This window comes from Acidovorax sp. HDW3, assembly GCF_011303755.1.
Taxonomy (GTDB): domain Bacteria; phylum Pseudomonadota; class Gammaproteobacteria; order Burkholderiales; family Burkholderiaceae_C; genus Paenacidovorax.
Genome location: NZ_CP049885.1, coordinates 2,421,120 through 2,437,298, shown reverse-complemented (window position 1 = coordinate 2,437,298; position 16,179 = coordinate 2,421,120). Strand labels below are relative to the sequence as shown.

General features: G+C 64.1%; 12 protein-coding genes. 6 read left to right on the top strand and 6 right to left on the bottom strand.

Annotation, left to right across the window (positions count from 1 at the left end; genetic code table 11):
* Nucleotides 1–67 precede the first annotated feature (67 nt).
* The 6 genes from G7045_RS11185 to G7045_RS11160 form a co-directional block, all read right to left on the bottom strand.
* Nucleotides 68–2,911 (bottom strand): ribonucleoside-diphosphate reductase subunit alpha, encoded by a 2,844-nt coding sequence (locus G7045_RS11185; protein WP_166159707.1) that lies wholly within the window; start codon nucleotides 2,909–2,911, stop codon nucleotides 68–70.
* A gap of 178 nt (nucleotides 2,912–3,089) precedes the next feature.
* Nucleotides 3,090–3,689, bottom strand: a complete 600-nt coding sequence (ampD, locus tag G7045_RS11180) for a 1,6-anhydro-N-acetylmuramyl-L-alanine amidase AmpD (RefSeq protein ID WP_166159706.1) — start codon at nucleotides 3,687–3,689, stop codon at nucleotides 3,090–3,092.
* Complete coding sequence (locus G7045_RS11175; protein WP_166159705.1) at nucleotides 3,686–5,173, bottom strand: sigma-54 dependent transcriptional regulator; 1,488 nt, start codon at nucleotides 5,171–5,173, stop codon at nucleotides 3,686–3,688. Before G7045_RS11175 ends, ampD begins: the two co-directional genes overlap by 4 nt.
* Before the next feature lie 8 nt (nucleotides 5,174–5,181).
* Complete coding sequence (locus tag G7045_RS11170; protein WP_166159704.1) at nucleotides 5,182–6,861, bottom strand: PAS domain-containing sensor histidine kinase; 1,680 nt, start codon at nucleotides 6,859–6,861, stop codon at nucleotides 5,182–5,184.
* An 18-nt stretch (nucleotides 6,862–6,879) separates the two neighbouring features.
* Nucleotides 6,880–7,098, bottom strand: coding sequence for a PP0621 family protein (locus G7045_RS11165; RefSeq protein WP_166159703.1), 219 nt, complete (start codon nucleotides 7,096–7,098; stop codon nucleotides 6,880–6,882).
* The gene (locus G7045_RS11160; RefSeq protein WP_166159702.1) at nucleotides 7,095–7,895 is read right to left on the bottom strand and encodes an inner membrane protein YpjD; all 801 of its coding nucleotides are present in this window, start codon (nucleotides 7,893–7,895) and stop codon (nucleotides 7,095–7,097) included. The genes G7045_RS11165 and G7045_RS11160 overlap by 4 nt, the downstream gene beginning before the upstream one ends.
* Nucleotides 7,896–7,987: 92 nt before the next feature.
* Between G7045_RS11160 and ffh the strand changes: the two genes are divergently transcribed.
* The 6 genes from ffh to G7045_RS11130 all read left to right on the top strand — a co-directional run bounded on the left by ffh (nucleotide 7,988) and on the right by G7045_RS11130 (nucleotide 16,100).
* Nucleotides 7,988–9,361 carry a signal recognition particle protein gene (gene ffh, locus G7045_RS11155; RefSeq protein WP_166159701.1) on the top strand — a complete coding sequence of 458 codons (1,374 nt, stop codon included), beginning with the start codon at nucleotides 7,988–7,990 and terminating at the stop codon, nucleotides 9,359–9,361.
* A 91-nt stretch (nucleotides 9,362–9,452) separates the two neighbouring features.
* The gene (locus G7045_RS11150) at nucleotides 9,453–10,757 is read left to right on the top strand and encodes an alanine racemase (protein ID WP_166159700.1); all 1,305 of its coding nucleotides are present in this window, start codon (nucleotides 9,453–9,455) and stop codon (nucleotides 10,755–10,757) included.
* 13 nt (nucleotides 10,758–10,770) lie between these two features.
* The gene (locus tag G7045_RS11145; protein WP_166160443.1) at nucleotides 10,771–12,324 is read left to right on the top strand and encodes an ATP-binding protein; all 1,554 of its coding nucleotides are present in this window, start codon (nucleotides 10,771–10,773) and stop codon (nucleotides 12,322–12,324) included.
* Between the two features lie 9 nt (nucleotides 12,325–12,333).
* Nucleotides 12,334–13,884, top strand: a complete 1,551-nt coding sequence (locus G7045_RS11140; RefSeq protein ID WP_166159699.1) for an ATP-binding protein — start codon at nucleotides 12,334–12,336, stop codon at nucleotides 13,882–13,884.
* 9 nt (nucleotides 13,885–13,893) lie between these two features.
* Nucleotides 13,894–15,447: an ATP-binding protein gene (locus G7045_RS11135; RefSeq protein ID WP_166159698.1), complete on the top strand. Its 1,554-nt coding sequence runs from the start codon at nucleotides 13,894–13,896 to the stop codon at nucleotides 15,445–15,447.
* Nucleotides 15,448–15,656: 209 nt separating this feature from the next.
* Nucleotides 15,657–16,100 carry a pilin gene (locus G7045_RS11130; protein WP_166160442.1) on the top strand — a complete coding sequence of 148 codons (444 nt, stop codon included), beginning with the start codon at nucleotides 15,657–15,659 and terminating at the stop codon, nucleotides 16,098–16,100.
* Nucleotides 16,101–16,179: the final 79 nt, after the last annotated feature.

Here is a 16,179-nt window from a genome sequence, read left to right as displayed (position 1 = left end):
TATCTGGCAAGGTTTTTTCAGGGGGTGGCCTGGTTTTTGGCCGCCCCCGTGCCGGGCTTTGTGGGGCTTATTGGCAGGCTTCGCAACCGGGGTCGTCGAGGGCGCAGAACTTGACGTCCGTGGCCGCCACGTCAGGTGCTGGCGTGTGCTGCGCGACGGCGTTGAGCTGGCGCTTGTTGACGGTGCTCATCTCCACGTGCGTGGCGCTTTGCGTGCGCAGGTAGTAGGTGGTCTTGAGGCCGCGCACCCAGGCGAGCTTGTAGGTCTCGTCGAGCTTCTTGCCCGAGGCGCCGGCCATGTAGATGTTCAGGCTCTGCGCCTGGTCGATCCACTTTTGCCGGCGCGAGGCGGCCTCGACCAGCCAGCGCGGCTCGACCTCGAACGCCGTGGCGTAGAGCGCCTTGAGTTCGGTCGGCACACGGTCGATGGGCTGCAGCGAGCCCTTGAAGTGCTTGAGGTCCATGACCATGACCTCGTCCCACAGGTTCAGGCGCTTCAAGTCTTGCACCAGGTAGTGGTTGACGACGGTGAACTCGCCCGAGAGGTTGGACTTGACCGAGAGGTTGCCGAACGAGGGCTCGATCGAGGCATCAACGCCGACGATGTTGGAGATGGTGGCGGTGGGCGCAATGGCGACGCAGTTGGAGTTGCGCATTCCGTCGCGGGCGATTTTTGCGCGCAGCGCCTGCCAATCGAGCTGCTCGCTGCGATCGACCTCGACGTAGCCGCCGCGCGCCTGGCGCAGCAGCTCCAGCGTATCGGGCGGCAAGATGCCGCGCTGCCACAGCGAGCCCGTGTAGCTCGAATACTGGCCGCGCTCTTGCGCCAGCTCGCTCGACGCCCAGTAGGCGTAGTAGCAAATGGCTTCCATCGAGGTGTCGGCAAACGCCACGGCGGCCTCGCTGGCGTAGGGAATGCGCAGCTCGTACAGGCTGTCCTGAAAGCCCATCAGCCCCAGCCCGACCGGGCGGTGGCGCAGGTTGGCGTCGCGCGCCTTGGGCACGGCGTAGTAGTTGATGTCGATGACGTTGTCGAGCATCCGCATGGCGGTGGTGACGGTGCGCTGCAGCTTGGCGTGGTCGATCTGGCCGTCCTTGAGGTGGCGCAGCAGGTTGATCGAGCCCAGGTTGCAGACGGCCGTTTCCTCGGCGCTGGTGTTGAGCGTGATCTCGGTGCACAGGTTGCTCGAATGCACCACGCCCACGTGCTGCTGCGGGCTGCGGATGTTGCACGGGTCCTTGAAGGTGATCCAGGGATGGCCGGTCTCGAACAGCATGGACAGCATCTTGCGCCACAGGTCCACGGCCGGCACGCGCTTGTAGAGCGTTATCTCGCCGCGATCGGCGCGCGCTTCACAGGCGGTGTAGGCGCGGGCAAAGTCCTGGCCGTAGAGGTCGTGCAGCTCGGGCACGTCTGAGGGCGAGAACAGCGTCCACTCGCCCTTGTCCATCACGCGCTGCATGAACAGGTCGGGAATCCAGTTGGCGGTGTTCATGTCGTGCGTGCGCCGGCGGTCGTCGCCAGTGTTCTTGCGCAGCTCCAGGAACTCCTCGATGTCCAGGTGCCAGGTCTCCAGGTAGGCGCAGACGGCGCCCTTGCGTTTGCCGCCCTGGTTCACGGCGACGGCGGTGTCGTTGACCACCTTGAGGAAGGGCACCACGCCCTGCGATTCGCCGTTCGTGCCCTTGATGTGCGCGCCCAGGGCGCGCACCGGCGTCCAGTCGTTGCCCAGACCGCCGGCGAACTTGGACAGCAGCGCGTTTTCCTTGATGGCGTCGTAGATGCCTTCGAGGTGATCGGGCACCGTGGTCAGGTAGCACGAGGACAGCTGCGAGCGCCGCGTGCCGCTGTTGAACAGCGTGGGCGTGCTGCTCATGAAGTCGAACGCCGACAGCACCTCGTAGAACTCGATGGCGCGGGCATTGCGGTCGCTCTCGCGCAGCGCCAGGCCCATGGCCACGCGCATGAAGAAGGCCTGCGGCAGCTCGATGCGGCGCTTCTTGACGTGCAGGAAATAGCGGTCGTACAGCGTTTGCAGCCCGAGGTAGTCGAACTGCTGGTCGCGTTCGGCGCGCAGTGCGGCGGCCAGGCGCGGCAGGTCAAACTGCAGCAGCGCGGGGTCGAGCAGCTCGTTTTCCACCCCTTGCGCGATGCACTGGGGAAAGTATTGCAAGTAGGCTTCACCCATGGCGCCGGCGGCGACGTCACGCCCGAGCACTTCGCGGGCAATGGTGTGCAGCAGCAGGCGCGCTGTGGCGTGGGTGTAGCCAGGGTCTTGCTCGATGAGGGTGCGCGCGGCCAGGATGGCGGCCTTGTCCACTTCTTCGACGGGTACGCCGTCGTAGAGGTTGCGCAGCGTCTCGGCAACGATGGGCTCGGCCTGCACGGCGTCGCCCAGGCCGCTGCAGGCGGCGGCAATGCGTTCGCGCAGGCGCAGTAGATCGAGCAGCACGCGCTGGCCTTGCTCCAGCACGTGGATTTGCGGCGCCTGCGGCATCAGGGCCTGCTGCTGCTGAGCGCGCTCTTGCGCGCGGCGCTCGCGGTACAGCACGTAGGCGCGTGCCACTTCGTGGTGGCCGCTGCGCATCAGGCCCAGTTCCACCTGGTCTTGCACGTCCTCGATATGGAAGGTGCCGCCGCCGGGGCGCGAGCGCGTGAGGGCGCGCACCACGCCCGAGGTCAGCTCCTCCACCGTCTCGCGCACGCTGGCCGAGGCCGCACCCTGGGTACCGTGGATGGCCAGGAAGGCTTTCATCAGCGCGACCGCGATCTTGGGCGGCTCGAACGGTGCCACCGCGCCGTTGCGGCGCAGGATTTGGTAGTGCGCCAGCACCAGCACGGGTGGGACATGGCCGGACTGCGGGGTGGGCAAGGTGGCGGTGGGGATGGAGGGGGCAAGCGCGGCGTCCATGAAATTCCTTGGCTGGGAGGAAAAAACGCGACGCACCCAAAGCCGTTGGGGCGTCGCGCAGGAGAAAAATGGGGGGACAACGAAAAATCGTTGAAGCACTATATATGGTGTTTTATTTTTAATAAAACACTACAGGTAGTGTAGTAAGCCTTGGAAGCCGCAGTGCTTCGCAGGGGAATCAGCCTTTTGCTGGAAGGGTTGTTGCGGGAAAACACGTACCCAGCCAGGCCAGTTGCTGTTGCAAAAGTGCCCAGTCAAAACCGGGCCCGGGGTCTTGCTTGCGCCCGGGGGCAATGTGCTCGTGGCCGGCGATGTGGGCGATGGGATAGCGCTGGCGCAGCGCCTGGCACAGCGCTGCCAGGCACTGGTACTGGGCGGGCTCAAAAGTCTGGCCTTCGAGCCCTTCGAGCTCGATGCCAATGGAGTCATCGTTGCAGCCCGGGCGCCCCCGGTAGGCGGAGGCGCCGGCGTGCCAGGCGCGGGCGTCGGCATCGACGAACTGCCACAGCTGGCCCTGGCGGGTGATGAAGAAATGCGCCGACACCTGCAGGCCGCGAATGCTCTGGTAGTAGGGGTGGGCGTCCCAGTCGAGCTGGTTGGTAAACAGCTGCTGCACGGCACCCGTGCCGTACGCACCCGGCGGCAGGCTGATGGAGTGCACGACGATCAGGTCGATCTGTGCGCCCGCTGGACGCGGGCCGTGGTTGGGCGAGGGCAGGTGCTGCGCCTGGCTCAGCCAGCCGCCGTCCCAGGCGGGGGCGGCGTTATGGGGCGTCATTCGGCATCGTCATGCGGCTCGCCATCTTGCGGCGCGGCAATGTTCAGGCGCGCGATGCGGTAGCGGATCTGGCGCAGGCTGATGCCCAGGCGCGCCGCCGCAGCGGTGCGGTTAAAGCCGCTGTCTTGCAGCGCGCGCACCAGGATGGCGCGCTCTTGTTCGTCGAGCCAGGCTTGCAGATCGTTGGGTAGATCGTTGGGTGGTGGCGGGCTGAGCGGCTGCGCCAGGGGCACCGAGGGGGCCAAAGGAGCTAACGGCGCTAGGGGCGCTGGGGGGGGGTGCGCGGCCAGGGCAGGGGTGGGGTGGCTTGGCAGGTGCAGCTGCTGGCCGTCGGCCAGGGTCAGGGCGCGGTGCAGCAGGTTTTCCAGCTCGCGCACGTTGCCGCTCAGGGGGTGCTGGGCGATTTGGGCCAGGGTGTGGGCGTCTAGCGTTGGCAGCGGCAGGCCCGATTCTTGGGCGATGCGCGCCAGCAGCGCCCGGCACAGTGCCGGCAGGTCCTCGCGGCGCTCGCGCAGCGGCGGCACCAGCAGTTCGATGACGTTGAGGCGGTAGTACAAATCCTGGCGAAAGCGCCCGGCGCGCACGTCGGCCGCCAGGTCGCGGTGCGTGGCGCTGACGATGCGCACGTCCACCGGCTCCTCTTGCGTTGCCCCCAGCGGGCGCACGCTGCGCTCCTGGATGGCGCGCAGCAGCTTCGATTGCATGGCCAGCGGCAGGTCGCCGATCTCGTCGAGAAACAGTGTGCCCCCGCGTGCCGCCTGGAAAAAGCCATCGCGGTCTTGCGTCGCGCCGGTGTAGGAGCCTTTGCGGGCACCGAAAAATTCGGCTTCGAGCAGGTTTTCGGGGATGGCGCCGCAGTTGACGGCGATCAAGGGGCCGTCAGCGCGCTGGCTGCAGCCGTGCAGGGCGCGGGCGACCAGCTCTTTGCCGGTGCCCGATTCGCCGTGGATCAGCACTGGCGCCATGCCGCGCGCCACCTTGGTGATGTGGCCCTTGAGGGCGCGCATGGCCGGCGCCTCGCCCACGATGCGCGCCAGGGCGTCTTCGGCGCGGGCGGGCTGGCGGGCAAGGGGGCTGCTGCGTGTGGTGCTGCGGGGTGCGGGCACGCCCGCGCTGCCCTGGATGGCGGAGGCGACGACGGCGCGAAATTGCTTGAGATCGACCGGTTTGGTGAGGTAGTCGAAGGCGCCGGCGCGCAGTGCCTCGACGGCGTTTTCGGCCGAGCCGTAGGCGGTCATGACGATGCTGCGCTCGCGCCGCTGCTGCTCGCGCAGCTGGGTCAGAAGCTCCATGCCTTCGCCGTCGGGCAGGCGCATGTCGGTGAGCAGCACGTCAAAAATTTGGCGGCTGAGGCACTCGCGCGCTTCTTGCAGGCAGGCAGCGGTTTCCACGCGGTAGCCTTCGCGCAGCAGGGTCAGTTCGTAGAGGGTGCGCAGATCGGGTTCGTCGTCAACGACCAGGATTGCGGCAGCAGTAGCGTTCATGGGGGCGATTACACCACCAAGGTGTCGAACAACCCGGGGTGTTCGGCCGTGCGTGTGTGCTTGCGAAACACCACGCTGAAGGCGTTGCCGCTGATGAGGCCGCGCGCGCTCTCGCGTGCCAGGCGCTGGTACAGCAGGCTGGCGCCGTGGCGCTGGCACAGCTCGCGGCAGATGTACAGGCCCAGGCCGCTGTTGCGGCTGTGCGAGGAGAAAAAGGGCTCGAACAAATGCCGCTCGACCGAGGGGTCGAGCGGCCCGCCGTCGCTCCAGACCTGCAGGCTGACCTGGCCGTCTGCTGCCTGCTGGCTGTGGATTTGCAGCGAATCGGGCTGCGTGCCCATGAAACGCAGGGCGTTGTCGAGCAGGTTGATGAGCACACGGCGCAGGTGCTCGGGGTCGAATTCGACCTGCACTGCGCCCGCCTGTAGCTGCACCAGGGCCTGGCGCTGCGCGGGGTCGGCGCTGCGCCAGTCTTGCCAGATTTGCTGCACCTGCTCGTCCAGCGCGAGGCTGCGCGCAGGCGCGTGGCTGATCTGGTTTTGCACGCGGGCGATGTCGAGCACCTCCTCGACGATGCGGGCCAGGCGCTCGGCGTTTTGCGCCACCATCTGGCTCAGGCGCAGTTGGGTGGGCGCTTGCAGCTCCTCTGCCAGAAGGGCATTGGCCTGCACGATGGCTGCCAGGGGGTTGCGAATCTCGTGGGCCACGGCGGCTGACATGCGGCCCATGGAGGCGAGTTTTTCTGTGCGCAGGCGCGCTTCGAGCTCGCGCAGGTCGTGCAAAAACATCACGCACTGCGCCGCTGTGCCGGTGCTGCTGTGCTGCGCCGTGAGCCAGGTACGCACGCGCAGGCCGGTGGGGCTGCGCCCGCTGTGCAGCAGGCCCACGTCGGCGCGCTGCGGCAGGCCGGTGGCAAAGGTGCTGTGCGCCAGCTGCTGCAGCGGCGCCCAGGCCGCCTGGCCACCCAGGGAGAACGGTGGTTGCAGTGGCTGTGTGCCCGCCAGCAGTTGCAGGGCGGCGGGATTGGCTACCTGCACCCAGCCGTCGGCGCCGAGCACGAGCACGCCATCGCTCAGGTTCTCGATCACCAGGGCGTTGACCTGTGCCTGGGCTTGCGCGCTTTGCTGGCTTTGCTGCGCCAGCTCTTGTTCACGCAGCAGGCGCTGGGCCAGTTGGTGCGTGAGGTAGGCGACGAGGAAATAGCCGGTGCCCGTTAGCGCCGCCTGCAGGTAGGGGCCTGCAGGGTCGGCCAGGCTGTCGAGGCTGTGCCACCAGGCGGTGCCCAGCAGCATCAGCGTGGCGCAGGCGGTGGTGCCCAGGCCCAGGGTGAGCGAGCCCAGCACCGAGGCCATGAGCACCGGCACGCCAAACAGCGGCGTGTAGTTCATGCTGCCCACCTGCAGCCATTCGAGCAGACCGACCAGCAGCAGATCGACGCCCAGCAGCGGCAGCCAGCGCGGCCCCACCTGGGGCGGCGGTGGCAGCGGTGAGGCCAGCAGGCGTGTGAACGTGGCAATCAGCAAATAGGCGCTGCACAGGGCGACCAGGGTGGGGTCGCTGCCGGGTTGCAGTGCCAGGCCGGTGCCGTGCAGTGCCAGCAGGGCCAGGGCGATGGCAATGCGGGCGCTTAAAAAGCCCAGCCACAGGCGCTGAAACGGAGCGTCGGCGCGCAGCAAAGACGGTGGCATGGAGAGTGGGGCGTGCAATTACTGCGGGCCGGCGCTGCGGTGCGCGTTGCAGCAGTAATGCTGCGTGCCCTGCGCCAGGGCTTCGCTGCGCGGCAGGTGCAGGCCGCAGTGCGCGCATTCGACCATGGCCTGGGGGGCGGCGGCCGGGCGCACGGCAGCGGGCGGCGGGCGGCGGGTTTTGCTGCGCCACAGGCCGTAGGCCACGGCCAGCACCAGCAGCACGAGCAGGTATTTCATAGGTTCTTACCCAGCACCACTTCGAGCACGAAGCGCGAGCCGACGTAGGCCAGCAGCAGCAGGGCGGTGCCGCCGTAGAGCACGTGGCGTGCATGGCGCCCGCGCCAGCCAAAGCGCATCCGGCCCACGAGCAGCACGCAAAAGGTCAGCCACGCGAGGATGGAGAACACCGCCTTGTGGTCCCAGTGCCAGGCGCGGGCGTAGAGCTGCTCGCCAAACAGCCAGCCCGCCAGCAGCGTGGCCGAGAGCAGGATGAAGCCGGCGGTGACGAAGCGAAACGTCAGGCGCTCCAGGGTCAGCAGCGGCATTCCGCTGTCGGGCTCGGTTGCCTGGCGGATGTGGCGCTCGGCGCGCGTCATGAGGGCGGCGTGCACCACGGCGGCGGCAAACAGGCCGTAGCAGGCAATGCCCAGCGCCAGGTGCAGCGCCAGCCAGGGGGATGCCGTGCCGTGCAGCGGCTGGCCTGGAAAGGCGCAGCCCAGCAGCACCGCCAGGGCGGCGAGGGCGCACAGCATCCAGCGCGCCTGCATGTGGGGGAAAAGCTGGCGCTCGATGGCGTAAACGGTGAGCACCAGCCAGGCCGTCATCGACAGCGCCGGGCCAAAGCCAAAGCGCGGCGGTGTCTGGCCGACCAGGGCCCAGACCAGGGCGCCAGCGTGCAGCAGCCAGGCCAGGGCCAGGGCTGTGCGCACCGAACCTGCGCCCAGGCGTGCAGCGCCGGCGGCGGGCACGGCGTAGGCGAGGGCGGCGGCGCCCGCCAGCGTCCAGCCAAGGGGGGAGGCACTGGGTAAAATCATGGCCGACAGTGTACCTTTCGCCCAGGGGTTTCCCCCTCTGGAGCGCCCCTCCCAACGCCCACCTTGCGCGGGCTCATCCCACAGCAGCAGACATGGCTTCCGCACTCACCGACAAACTCTCGCGCCTCGTCAAGGAGATGCGCGGCCAGGCCCGCATCACCGAATCCAACGTGCAGGACATGCTGCGCGAAGTCCGCATGGCGCTGCTCGAAGCCGACGTGGCGCTGCCCGTGGTGCGCGACTTCATCGCCCGCGTGAAGGAAAAAGCCCTGGGCCAGGAGGTGCTGGGCAGCTTGAAGCCCGGCCAGGCGCTGGTCGGCATCGTCAACGCCGAGCTGGCCGCGACCATGGGCGAGGGCGTGGTTGACATCAACCTCGCGGCGCAGCCGCCGGCCGTCATCCTCATGGCGGGCCTGCAGGGCGCAGGCAAGACCACCACCACCGCCAAGCTGGCCAAGCACCTGATCACCAAGCGCAAGAAGAAGGTGCTCACCGTCTCGGGCGACGTGTACCGCCCGGCGGCCATCGAGCAGCTCAAGACCGTGACGGCGCAGGCCGGCGCCGAGTGGTTCCCGAGCACGCCCGACCAAAAGCCGCGCGACATCGCCCTGGCGGCGCTCGACTACGCCAAGCGGCATTACTTTGACGTGCTGCTGGTCGATACCGCCGGGCGCCTGGGCATCGACGAGCTCTTGATGCAGGAAATCAAGGAGCTGCACGCGCTCTTGAATCCGGTGGAAACCCTGTTCGTCGTCGATGCCATGCAGGGCCAGGACGCGGTCAACACCGCCCGCGCCTTCAAGGAAACGCTGCCCCTGACCGGCATCGTGCTGACCAAGCTCGATGGCGACTCGCGCGGCGGCGCCGCGCTGTCGGTGCGTGCCATCACCGGCGCGCCCATCAAGTTTGCCGGCGTGAGTGAAAAAATCGACGGCCTGGAAGTCTTTGACGCCCAGCGCCACGCCCAGCGCGTGCTCGGCATGGGCGACATCGTGGCGCTGGTCGAGCAGGTGACGCAGAACGTCGATCTGCAGGCGGCGCAGAAAATGGCCGAGAAGCTCAAGAGCGGCAGCGGCTTCGACCTCAACGACTTTCTCGCCCAGCTGCAGCAGATGAAGCAGATGGGCGGGCTCTCCAGCCTCATGGACAAGCTGCCCACCCAGCTCACCGCCAAAGCCGGCCAGGTGGACATGGACAAGGCCGAGCGCGAAGTGCGGCGCAAGGAAGGCATCATCTGCAGCATGACGGCGCAGGAGCGCCGCCGCCCCGAACTCATCAAGGCCACGCGCAAAAAACGCATCGCCATGGGCGCCGGCGTGCAGGTGCAAGAGGTCAACCGCCTGCTCAACGAATTCGAGCAAATGCAAACCATGATGAAAAAAATGAAGGGCGGCGGCCTGATGAAGATGATGAAAAAAATGGGCGGCATGAAGGGCATGAAAGGAATGCCCGGCCTGCCGTTTTAAGCGCTTTTTTAGAGCGTTTTAAGGCTCTAGCGCTTACCAAATAAGCGCTGGTAGCTATCAAATTGATAGTATTTCAGTCAGGAGGGCGCCCATGCCAACCCCACTGTTGCCCACCGCAGTGCTCGACGCATCGTTCAAAGGCTACCCCCTGGGGGCGCCGCCTTGCGCGGTGACCGAGGTCGGGCGCCAGGGCTGGCAGCTGTTCGCGGGCGACCTGCCCCTGCCCCTGGCGGTGTTGCAGCGCAGCGCCCTGGCGCACAACCTGGCCTGGATGCAGGACTGGGCGCAGCGGCGCGGCCTACACCTCATGCCGCACGGCAAAACCACCCTCTCGCCCGAGCTGCTGGCGCAGCAGCTGGCCGCCGGCGCCTGGGGCCTGACCTTTGCCAACGCCTGGCAGGCGCAGCTGGGCGTGGCCGTGGGTGCGCAGCGCATCCTCATCGCCAACCAGGTGCTGCAAGACGCTGATTTAACAGCCCTCGCCGCCCTGCGCGCCCGGCACCCGGGGCTGCAGCTGTGGTTTCTGGTCGATTCGCTGGCGCAGCTGGCGCTGATCGAGCGCTGGGCCGCGCGCCATCCCCAGGCTCCCGCCTGGGACGTGCTGCTGGAAGTGGGCCAACCCGGCCAGCGCACCGGCTGCCGCAGCGTGCCCGAAGCCCTGGCCCTGGCCCACGCCATCGCCGCCAGCCCGGCGCTGCGGCTGTGCGGCATCGAGTGCTACGAAGGCCCGGCTGCCCGCTGCGACGCCGCGCACGATCCGGCCAGCGTCACCACCCTGGTGCGCTGCGCCAGCGAGGTTGCGCGCGCCTGCGACGCCGCCGGGCTCTGGGCTCCGGGGGCGTCGCAAATCTTGCTCTCCGCCGGTGGCTCTGCCGTGTTCGACTTGGTGCTGCCGCTGCTGCAGGCGCACGGCCTGTCGCGCCCGGTGGCGGGCGTGCTGCGCTCGGGCTGCTACGCCACGCACGACCACGGCAACTACCAGCGCTACCTGCGCCTGCTGCAGGCGCGCGCCGGCGCAGCGGACGAAGGCCTGCGCCCCGCGCTCACGGTCTGGGCGCTGGTGCAGTCCGTGCCCGAGCCCGGCCTGGCCCTGCTCAACGCCGGCCGGCGCGACCTGTCGTTTGACATTGATCTGCCCCGCCCCCTGCAGCGCGCCACCTTCGGCCCCCAGTGCCAGCCCACGGGCGCCCCCTCCGACTGGCACATCAGCGCCTTGAACGACCAGCACGCCTACCTGCGCTTTGACCCCGCCAGCGCCCCCGCCACCTGGCCGCAGGTGGGCGAGGCGGTCGCGCTGGGCATTTCCCACCCCTGCACCACCTTTGACAAATGGCGCTGGCTACCCCTGGTGGAAGACGACGGTGCCGTCAGCGGGGCCGTGCACACCTGTTTTTGATCGGTGAATGGCCATGCAACGCAAGAAACTCCCCATCGGTATCCAGACCTTCGCCAAAATCCGTGAGGACAACGCGTATTACTACGTCGACAAAACGCGGCTGGCGCTGCAATTGATCGAGCAAGGCGCACACTTCTTCCTCTCGCGCCCGAGGCGCTTTGGCAAAAGCCTGTTCCTTGATACCTTGAAAGAATTGTTCGAAGGCAACCAGGCGTTATTTACCGGGCTGTACGCCGAAAACAATTGGGATTGGCCGGTTAAATATCCCGTACTGCGCTTTAGCTTTGGCGGTTGCGTGGTGCAAGACGTACCTGATTTGCAATCGCGCCTGGATTCGCACCTGCAGCGCTACGAAACCCAGTGGCAGCTCCGTGCGGTAGACCAAAGCCACCCTGAGCGCTTTCGCAGCCTGATCCAACACCTGGCCACCCAAACCGGCCAGCGCGTGGTGGTGTTGATCGACGAATACGACAAACCCATCCTCGACCGCATCGAAGACCGCGAAAAGGCCACCGCCATCCGCGAGGTGCTGAAGGATTTTTACTCCGTCATCAAAGACAGCGACCCCTACCTGCGCTTTGTCTTTCTCACTGGCGTCTCTAAATTCAGCAAAGTCAGCCTGTTCTCGGGCTTGAACAACCTCAACGACATCACTGTTGATACTGCCTATTCAGCCATTTGCGGCTATACGGATGAAGACGTGGACACCGTCTTTGCCCCCGAGCTGCCGGGCTTGGACAGGACAGAAATCCGCGCCTGGTACAACGGCTACAACTGGTGCGGCACCTCGGTGTACAACCCGTTTGATTTGCTGCTGCTGTTTCAAAAGCGCATCTTCCGGCCTTACTGGTTTGAAACCGGCACGCCCACCTTTTTGGTCAAATTGCTGATCGAACGTGGATTTTTTACCCCCCAGTTGGCATGTTTGTACGCAGATGACCTGCTGTTATCGACATTTGACGTCGCCCATATCGCCAGCGAAGCGCTGTTGTGGCAAACCGGCTATCTAACCATATTCCGGCGCGAGCAGCCGATTTTGGGGCAATGGATTTACACCCTGGGCTACCCCAACCGGGAGGTCGAATCCAGTCTTAACACCAGTTTGCTGCCGGCCCTGGTGGGCGACATGCCCCAGGCGCTGCGCCACCGAATGCGCTTGATCGCCTTGTTGCAAGCCGCCGACGTCCCGGCCATGCGTGAACTGTTCCACGCCTTCTTTGCCACCATCCCGCACGACTGGTACCGCAACAACCCCATCGCTCAATACGAAGGCTACTGGGCCAGCATCTTCTACAGCTACTTTGCGGCCCTGGGGCTGGACATCGTGCTCGAAGACGTGACCAACCAAGGCCGCATCGACATGGCGGTGCGCTTTGGCGGCCATGTGTATTTGTTTGAATTCAAAGTGGTGGAGCTGGTGCCCGAAGGCAAGGCGCTGGCGCAGCTGCAAGCGCGCAACTATGCCGACAAATACCGCGCCCGGGGCGAACCCATCCACCTGGTGGGCGTGGAATTCAGCCGTGAGAGCCGCAACATCGTCGCGTTTGATGTGCAGACGCTGGAGTAAGCCAAGGCCATGCAACGCAAAAAACTCCCCATCGGCATCCAGTCCCTGCGTGAAATCCGCGAGGAAGGGTATTACTACGTCGATAAAACGCCGCTGGCGCTGCAGCTGATAGCGCAGGGGAAATACTTCTTCCTCTCGCGCCCGAGGCGCTTTGGCAAAAGCCTGTTTCTCGACACGCTCAAGGAGTTGTTCGAAGGCAATCAGGCGCTGTTCACCGGGTTGTATGCCGAAAATAATTGGGATTGGTCAGTCAAGCACCCGGTGTTGCGTTTCAGCTTTGGTGGCGGGGTGTTGGGATCGGTGGCGGATTTGCAAGACAGCCTGCACGCCCAGCTGACGCGCCACGAAGAAAGCTGCGGCCTGCCCACCAAGTACCCCGATGCACGTAGCCGTTTTGCGGAACTCATCGTGCATCTGGCGACGACCACCGGTCAGCGCGTAGTGGTGCTGATCGACGAATACGACAAACCCATCCTCGACCGCATCGAAGACCGCGAAAAGGCCACCGCCATCCGCGAGGTGCTGAAGGATTTTTACTCCGTCATCAAAGACAGCGACCCCTACCTGCGCTTCGTCTTCCTCACCGGCGTCTCCAAATTCAGCAAAGTCAGCCTGTTCTCGGGCCTGAACAACCTCAACGACATCACCGTCGATGCCGACTATTCAGCCATTTGCGGCTATACGGATGAAGACGTGGACACCGTCTTTGCCCCCGAACTGCCGGGCCTGGACAAGGTGGAAATCCGCGCCTGGTACAACGGCTACAACTGGTGTGGTACCTCGGTGTACAACCCGTTTGATTTGCTGCTGCTCTTTCAAAAGCGCATCTTCCGCCCCTACTGGTTTGAAACCGGCACGCCCACCTTCTTGGTCAAACTATTGGCCGAGCGCGGTTACTTCACCCCCAACCTGGCGCGGCTATATGCCAACGAGGCGCTGCTCTCCACCTTTGATGTGGACGGCATCGCCAGCGAGGCGCTGCTGTGGCAAACCGGCTACCTGACCATCCACGACGTGCGCCAACCCATTCTGGGCCAGTGGGTCTATACCCTGGGCTACCCCAACCGCGAGGTGGAGGCCAGCCTCAACGCCAGCCTGCTGCTGGGCATGGGCGCCGATGGTATGCAAGCCTTTCAGCAGCGCCTGCGCCTGATCGAGCTGCTGCAAACGCAAAACGTGGCCGGTATGCGGGACTTGTTCCATGCGTTTTTTGCCAGCATTCCCCACGACTGGTTCCGCAACAACCCCATCGCCCAATACGAAGGCTTTTGGGCCAGCGTGTTCTACAGCCACTTTGCGGCATTGGGAATTGACATTGCCCTGGAAGACGCCACCAACCAAGGCCGCATCGACATGGCCGTGCGCTTTGAGGGCCACGTCTATCTATTCGAGTTCAAAGTGGTGGAACTGGTACCCGAAGGCAAAGCGCTGGCACAGCTGCAAGCGCGCAACTATGCTGACAAATACCGCACCCGGGGCGAACCCATCCACCTGGTGGGCGTAGAGTTCAGCAAGGACAGCCGCAACATCGTCGCGTTTGATGTGCAGACGCTGGAGTAAGCCAAGGCCATGCAACGCAAGAAACTCCCCATTGGTATCCAAACCTTCGCCAAAATCCGTGAAGGGGATGCGTTTTATTACGTCGATAAAACCCCGCTGGCGCTACAACTGATTGAACAGGGTTCGCACTTTTTTCTCTCCCGCCCGAGGCGTTTTGGCAAAAGCCTGTTTCTCGATACCTTGAAGGAATTGTTTGAAGGTAATCGGGCGCTATTCACTGGGTTGCACGCAGAAAAAAATTGGGACTGGTCGCACCAGCATCCTGTGTTGCGTTTCAGCTTCGGTGGCGGGGTACTCGGATCGGTAGCCGATCTGCAAGACAGCTTGAATGAGCAGCTCGGAACCCTGGAATCGCGCTTTCAACTGCCGGCCGAATACCCCGATGCGCGCAGCCGATTCAAGCGGCTGATTTTGCGTTTGGCAGAAACAACGGGGCGTACGGTGGTGGTGCTGATCGACGAATACGACAAGCCCATCCTTGACCGCATAGAAGATCGCGAAAAGGCCACTGCTATCCGTGAGGTGCTTAAGGATTTTTATTCGGTTCTGAAGGACAGCGACCCTTACCTGCGCTTTGTTTTTCTCACCGGCGTCTCCAAATTCAGCAAAGTCAGCCTGTTCTCCGGCCTGAACAACTTGCAAGACATCACCATCGACCCGCGCTACAGCGCCATCTGCGGTTATACCGACGACGATGTGGATACCGTTTTTGCCCCCGAGCTGCCGGGCCTCGATCGCGCAGAAATCCGTGCCTGGTACAACGGCTACAACTGGCGCGGCACCTCGGTCTATAACCCCTTTGACCTGCTGCTGCTGTTTAGCAACCGTGACTTTCGGCCCTACTGGTTTGAAACCGGCACACCTACTTTTTTGGTAAAACTACTGACCGAGCGTGGTTTTTTTACCCCAAAATTGGCATGTTTGTACGCAGATGATCAGCTGTTATCAACATTTGATGTTGCTCATATCGCCAGCGAGGCGTTGTTGTGGCAAACCGGCTACCTGACCATCCTCCGGCGCGATCAACCGATTTTGGGGCAATGGATTTACACCCTGGGCTATCCCAATCGGGAGGTTGAATCCAGCCTTAACACCAGTTTGCTGCCAGCTTTGGTGGGTGACATGCCCCAGGCGTTGCACCACCGAATGCGCTTGATTGCCTTGTTGCAAGCTGCCGACGTGCCCGCCATGCGCGAACTGTTCCATGCCTTTTTTGCCACCATCCCGCATGACTGGTACCGTAACAACCCGATAGCCCAATATGAAGGCTACTGGGCCAGCATTTTCTATAGCTACTTTGCCGCCCTGGGGCTGGACATCGTGCTCGAAGACGTGACCAACCAAGGCCGCATCGACATGGCGGTGCGCTTTGAGGGCCACGTCTATCTATTCGAGTTCAAGGTAGTGGAACTGGTGCCCGAGGGCAAAGCACTGGCGCAGTTGCAGGCGCGCAACTACGCCGACAAATACCGCGCCCGGGGCGAACCCATCCACCTGGTGGGCGTGGAATTTAGCCGGGACAGTCGCAACATCGTCGCGTTTGATGTGCAGACGCTGGTGTGATCTCGAAATCCGACATTTTCGTCATGTCAAAAATGTCAGGCTCAACGCAAACCTGCCCTGCGGTGCCCGCTTGCTGACACTTGTTTGCATTTTTGCTGGCTGTGGCAACAAGTGGTTGCAAGCCGCAGCCTGGCATGGAACCTGCTCATGGTGAACCAAGCACGAAAAAATCCCTTTTCGGCTTTGTTTGTAACTTTGAGGAGAATGCGATGAACCGCACTATGCGTTCCGTGCAAAAGGGTTTCACCCTGATCGAATTGATGATCGTTGTGGCGATTATCGGTATTTTGGCTGCTGTGGCTTTGCCGGCGTATCAGGATTACACCGTTCGCGGTCGTGTTTCTGAAGCCCTGGTGGCCGCCTCTGCCGCTAAGGCTGCTGTGGCTGAAAACGCAGCTTCCGGCTCTGATTTGAATTCTGGTTACGTGGCGCCTACTGCTACCAGCAACGTGACCAGCGTTTCTGTCGCCTCTGCCACTGGCCAAATTACCGTGACCACCACCTCTAAGGCTGGCGGCGGCACTATCGTCTTCATTCCTACTTCTGGCGGCGCTGCCTTGGCCGCAGGCACTCTCCCGACCGACCGCATCGCTTGGAGCTGCACCACCGGTAGCCTGTCGGCCAAGTACCGTCCTTCGGAATGCCGTCCGTAATGGCTTGAGGGGATGTTTCGCGCAAAAGACGCGCAGGCACCCCGCAGAAAGTAACCCCGCACGGTTTGCCCTGCGGGGT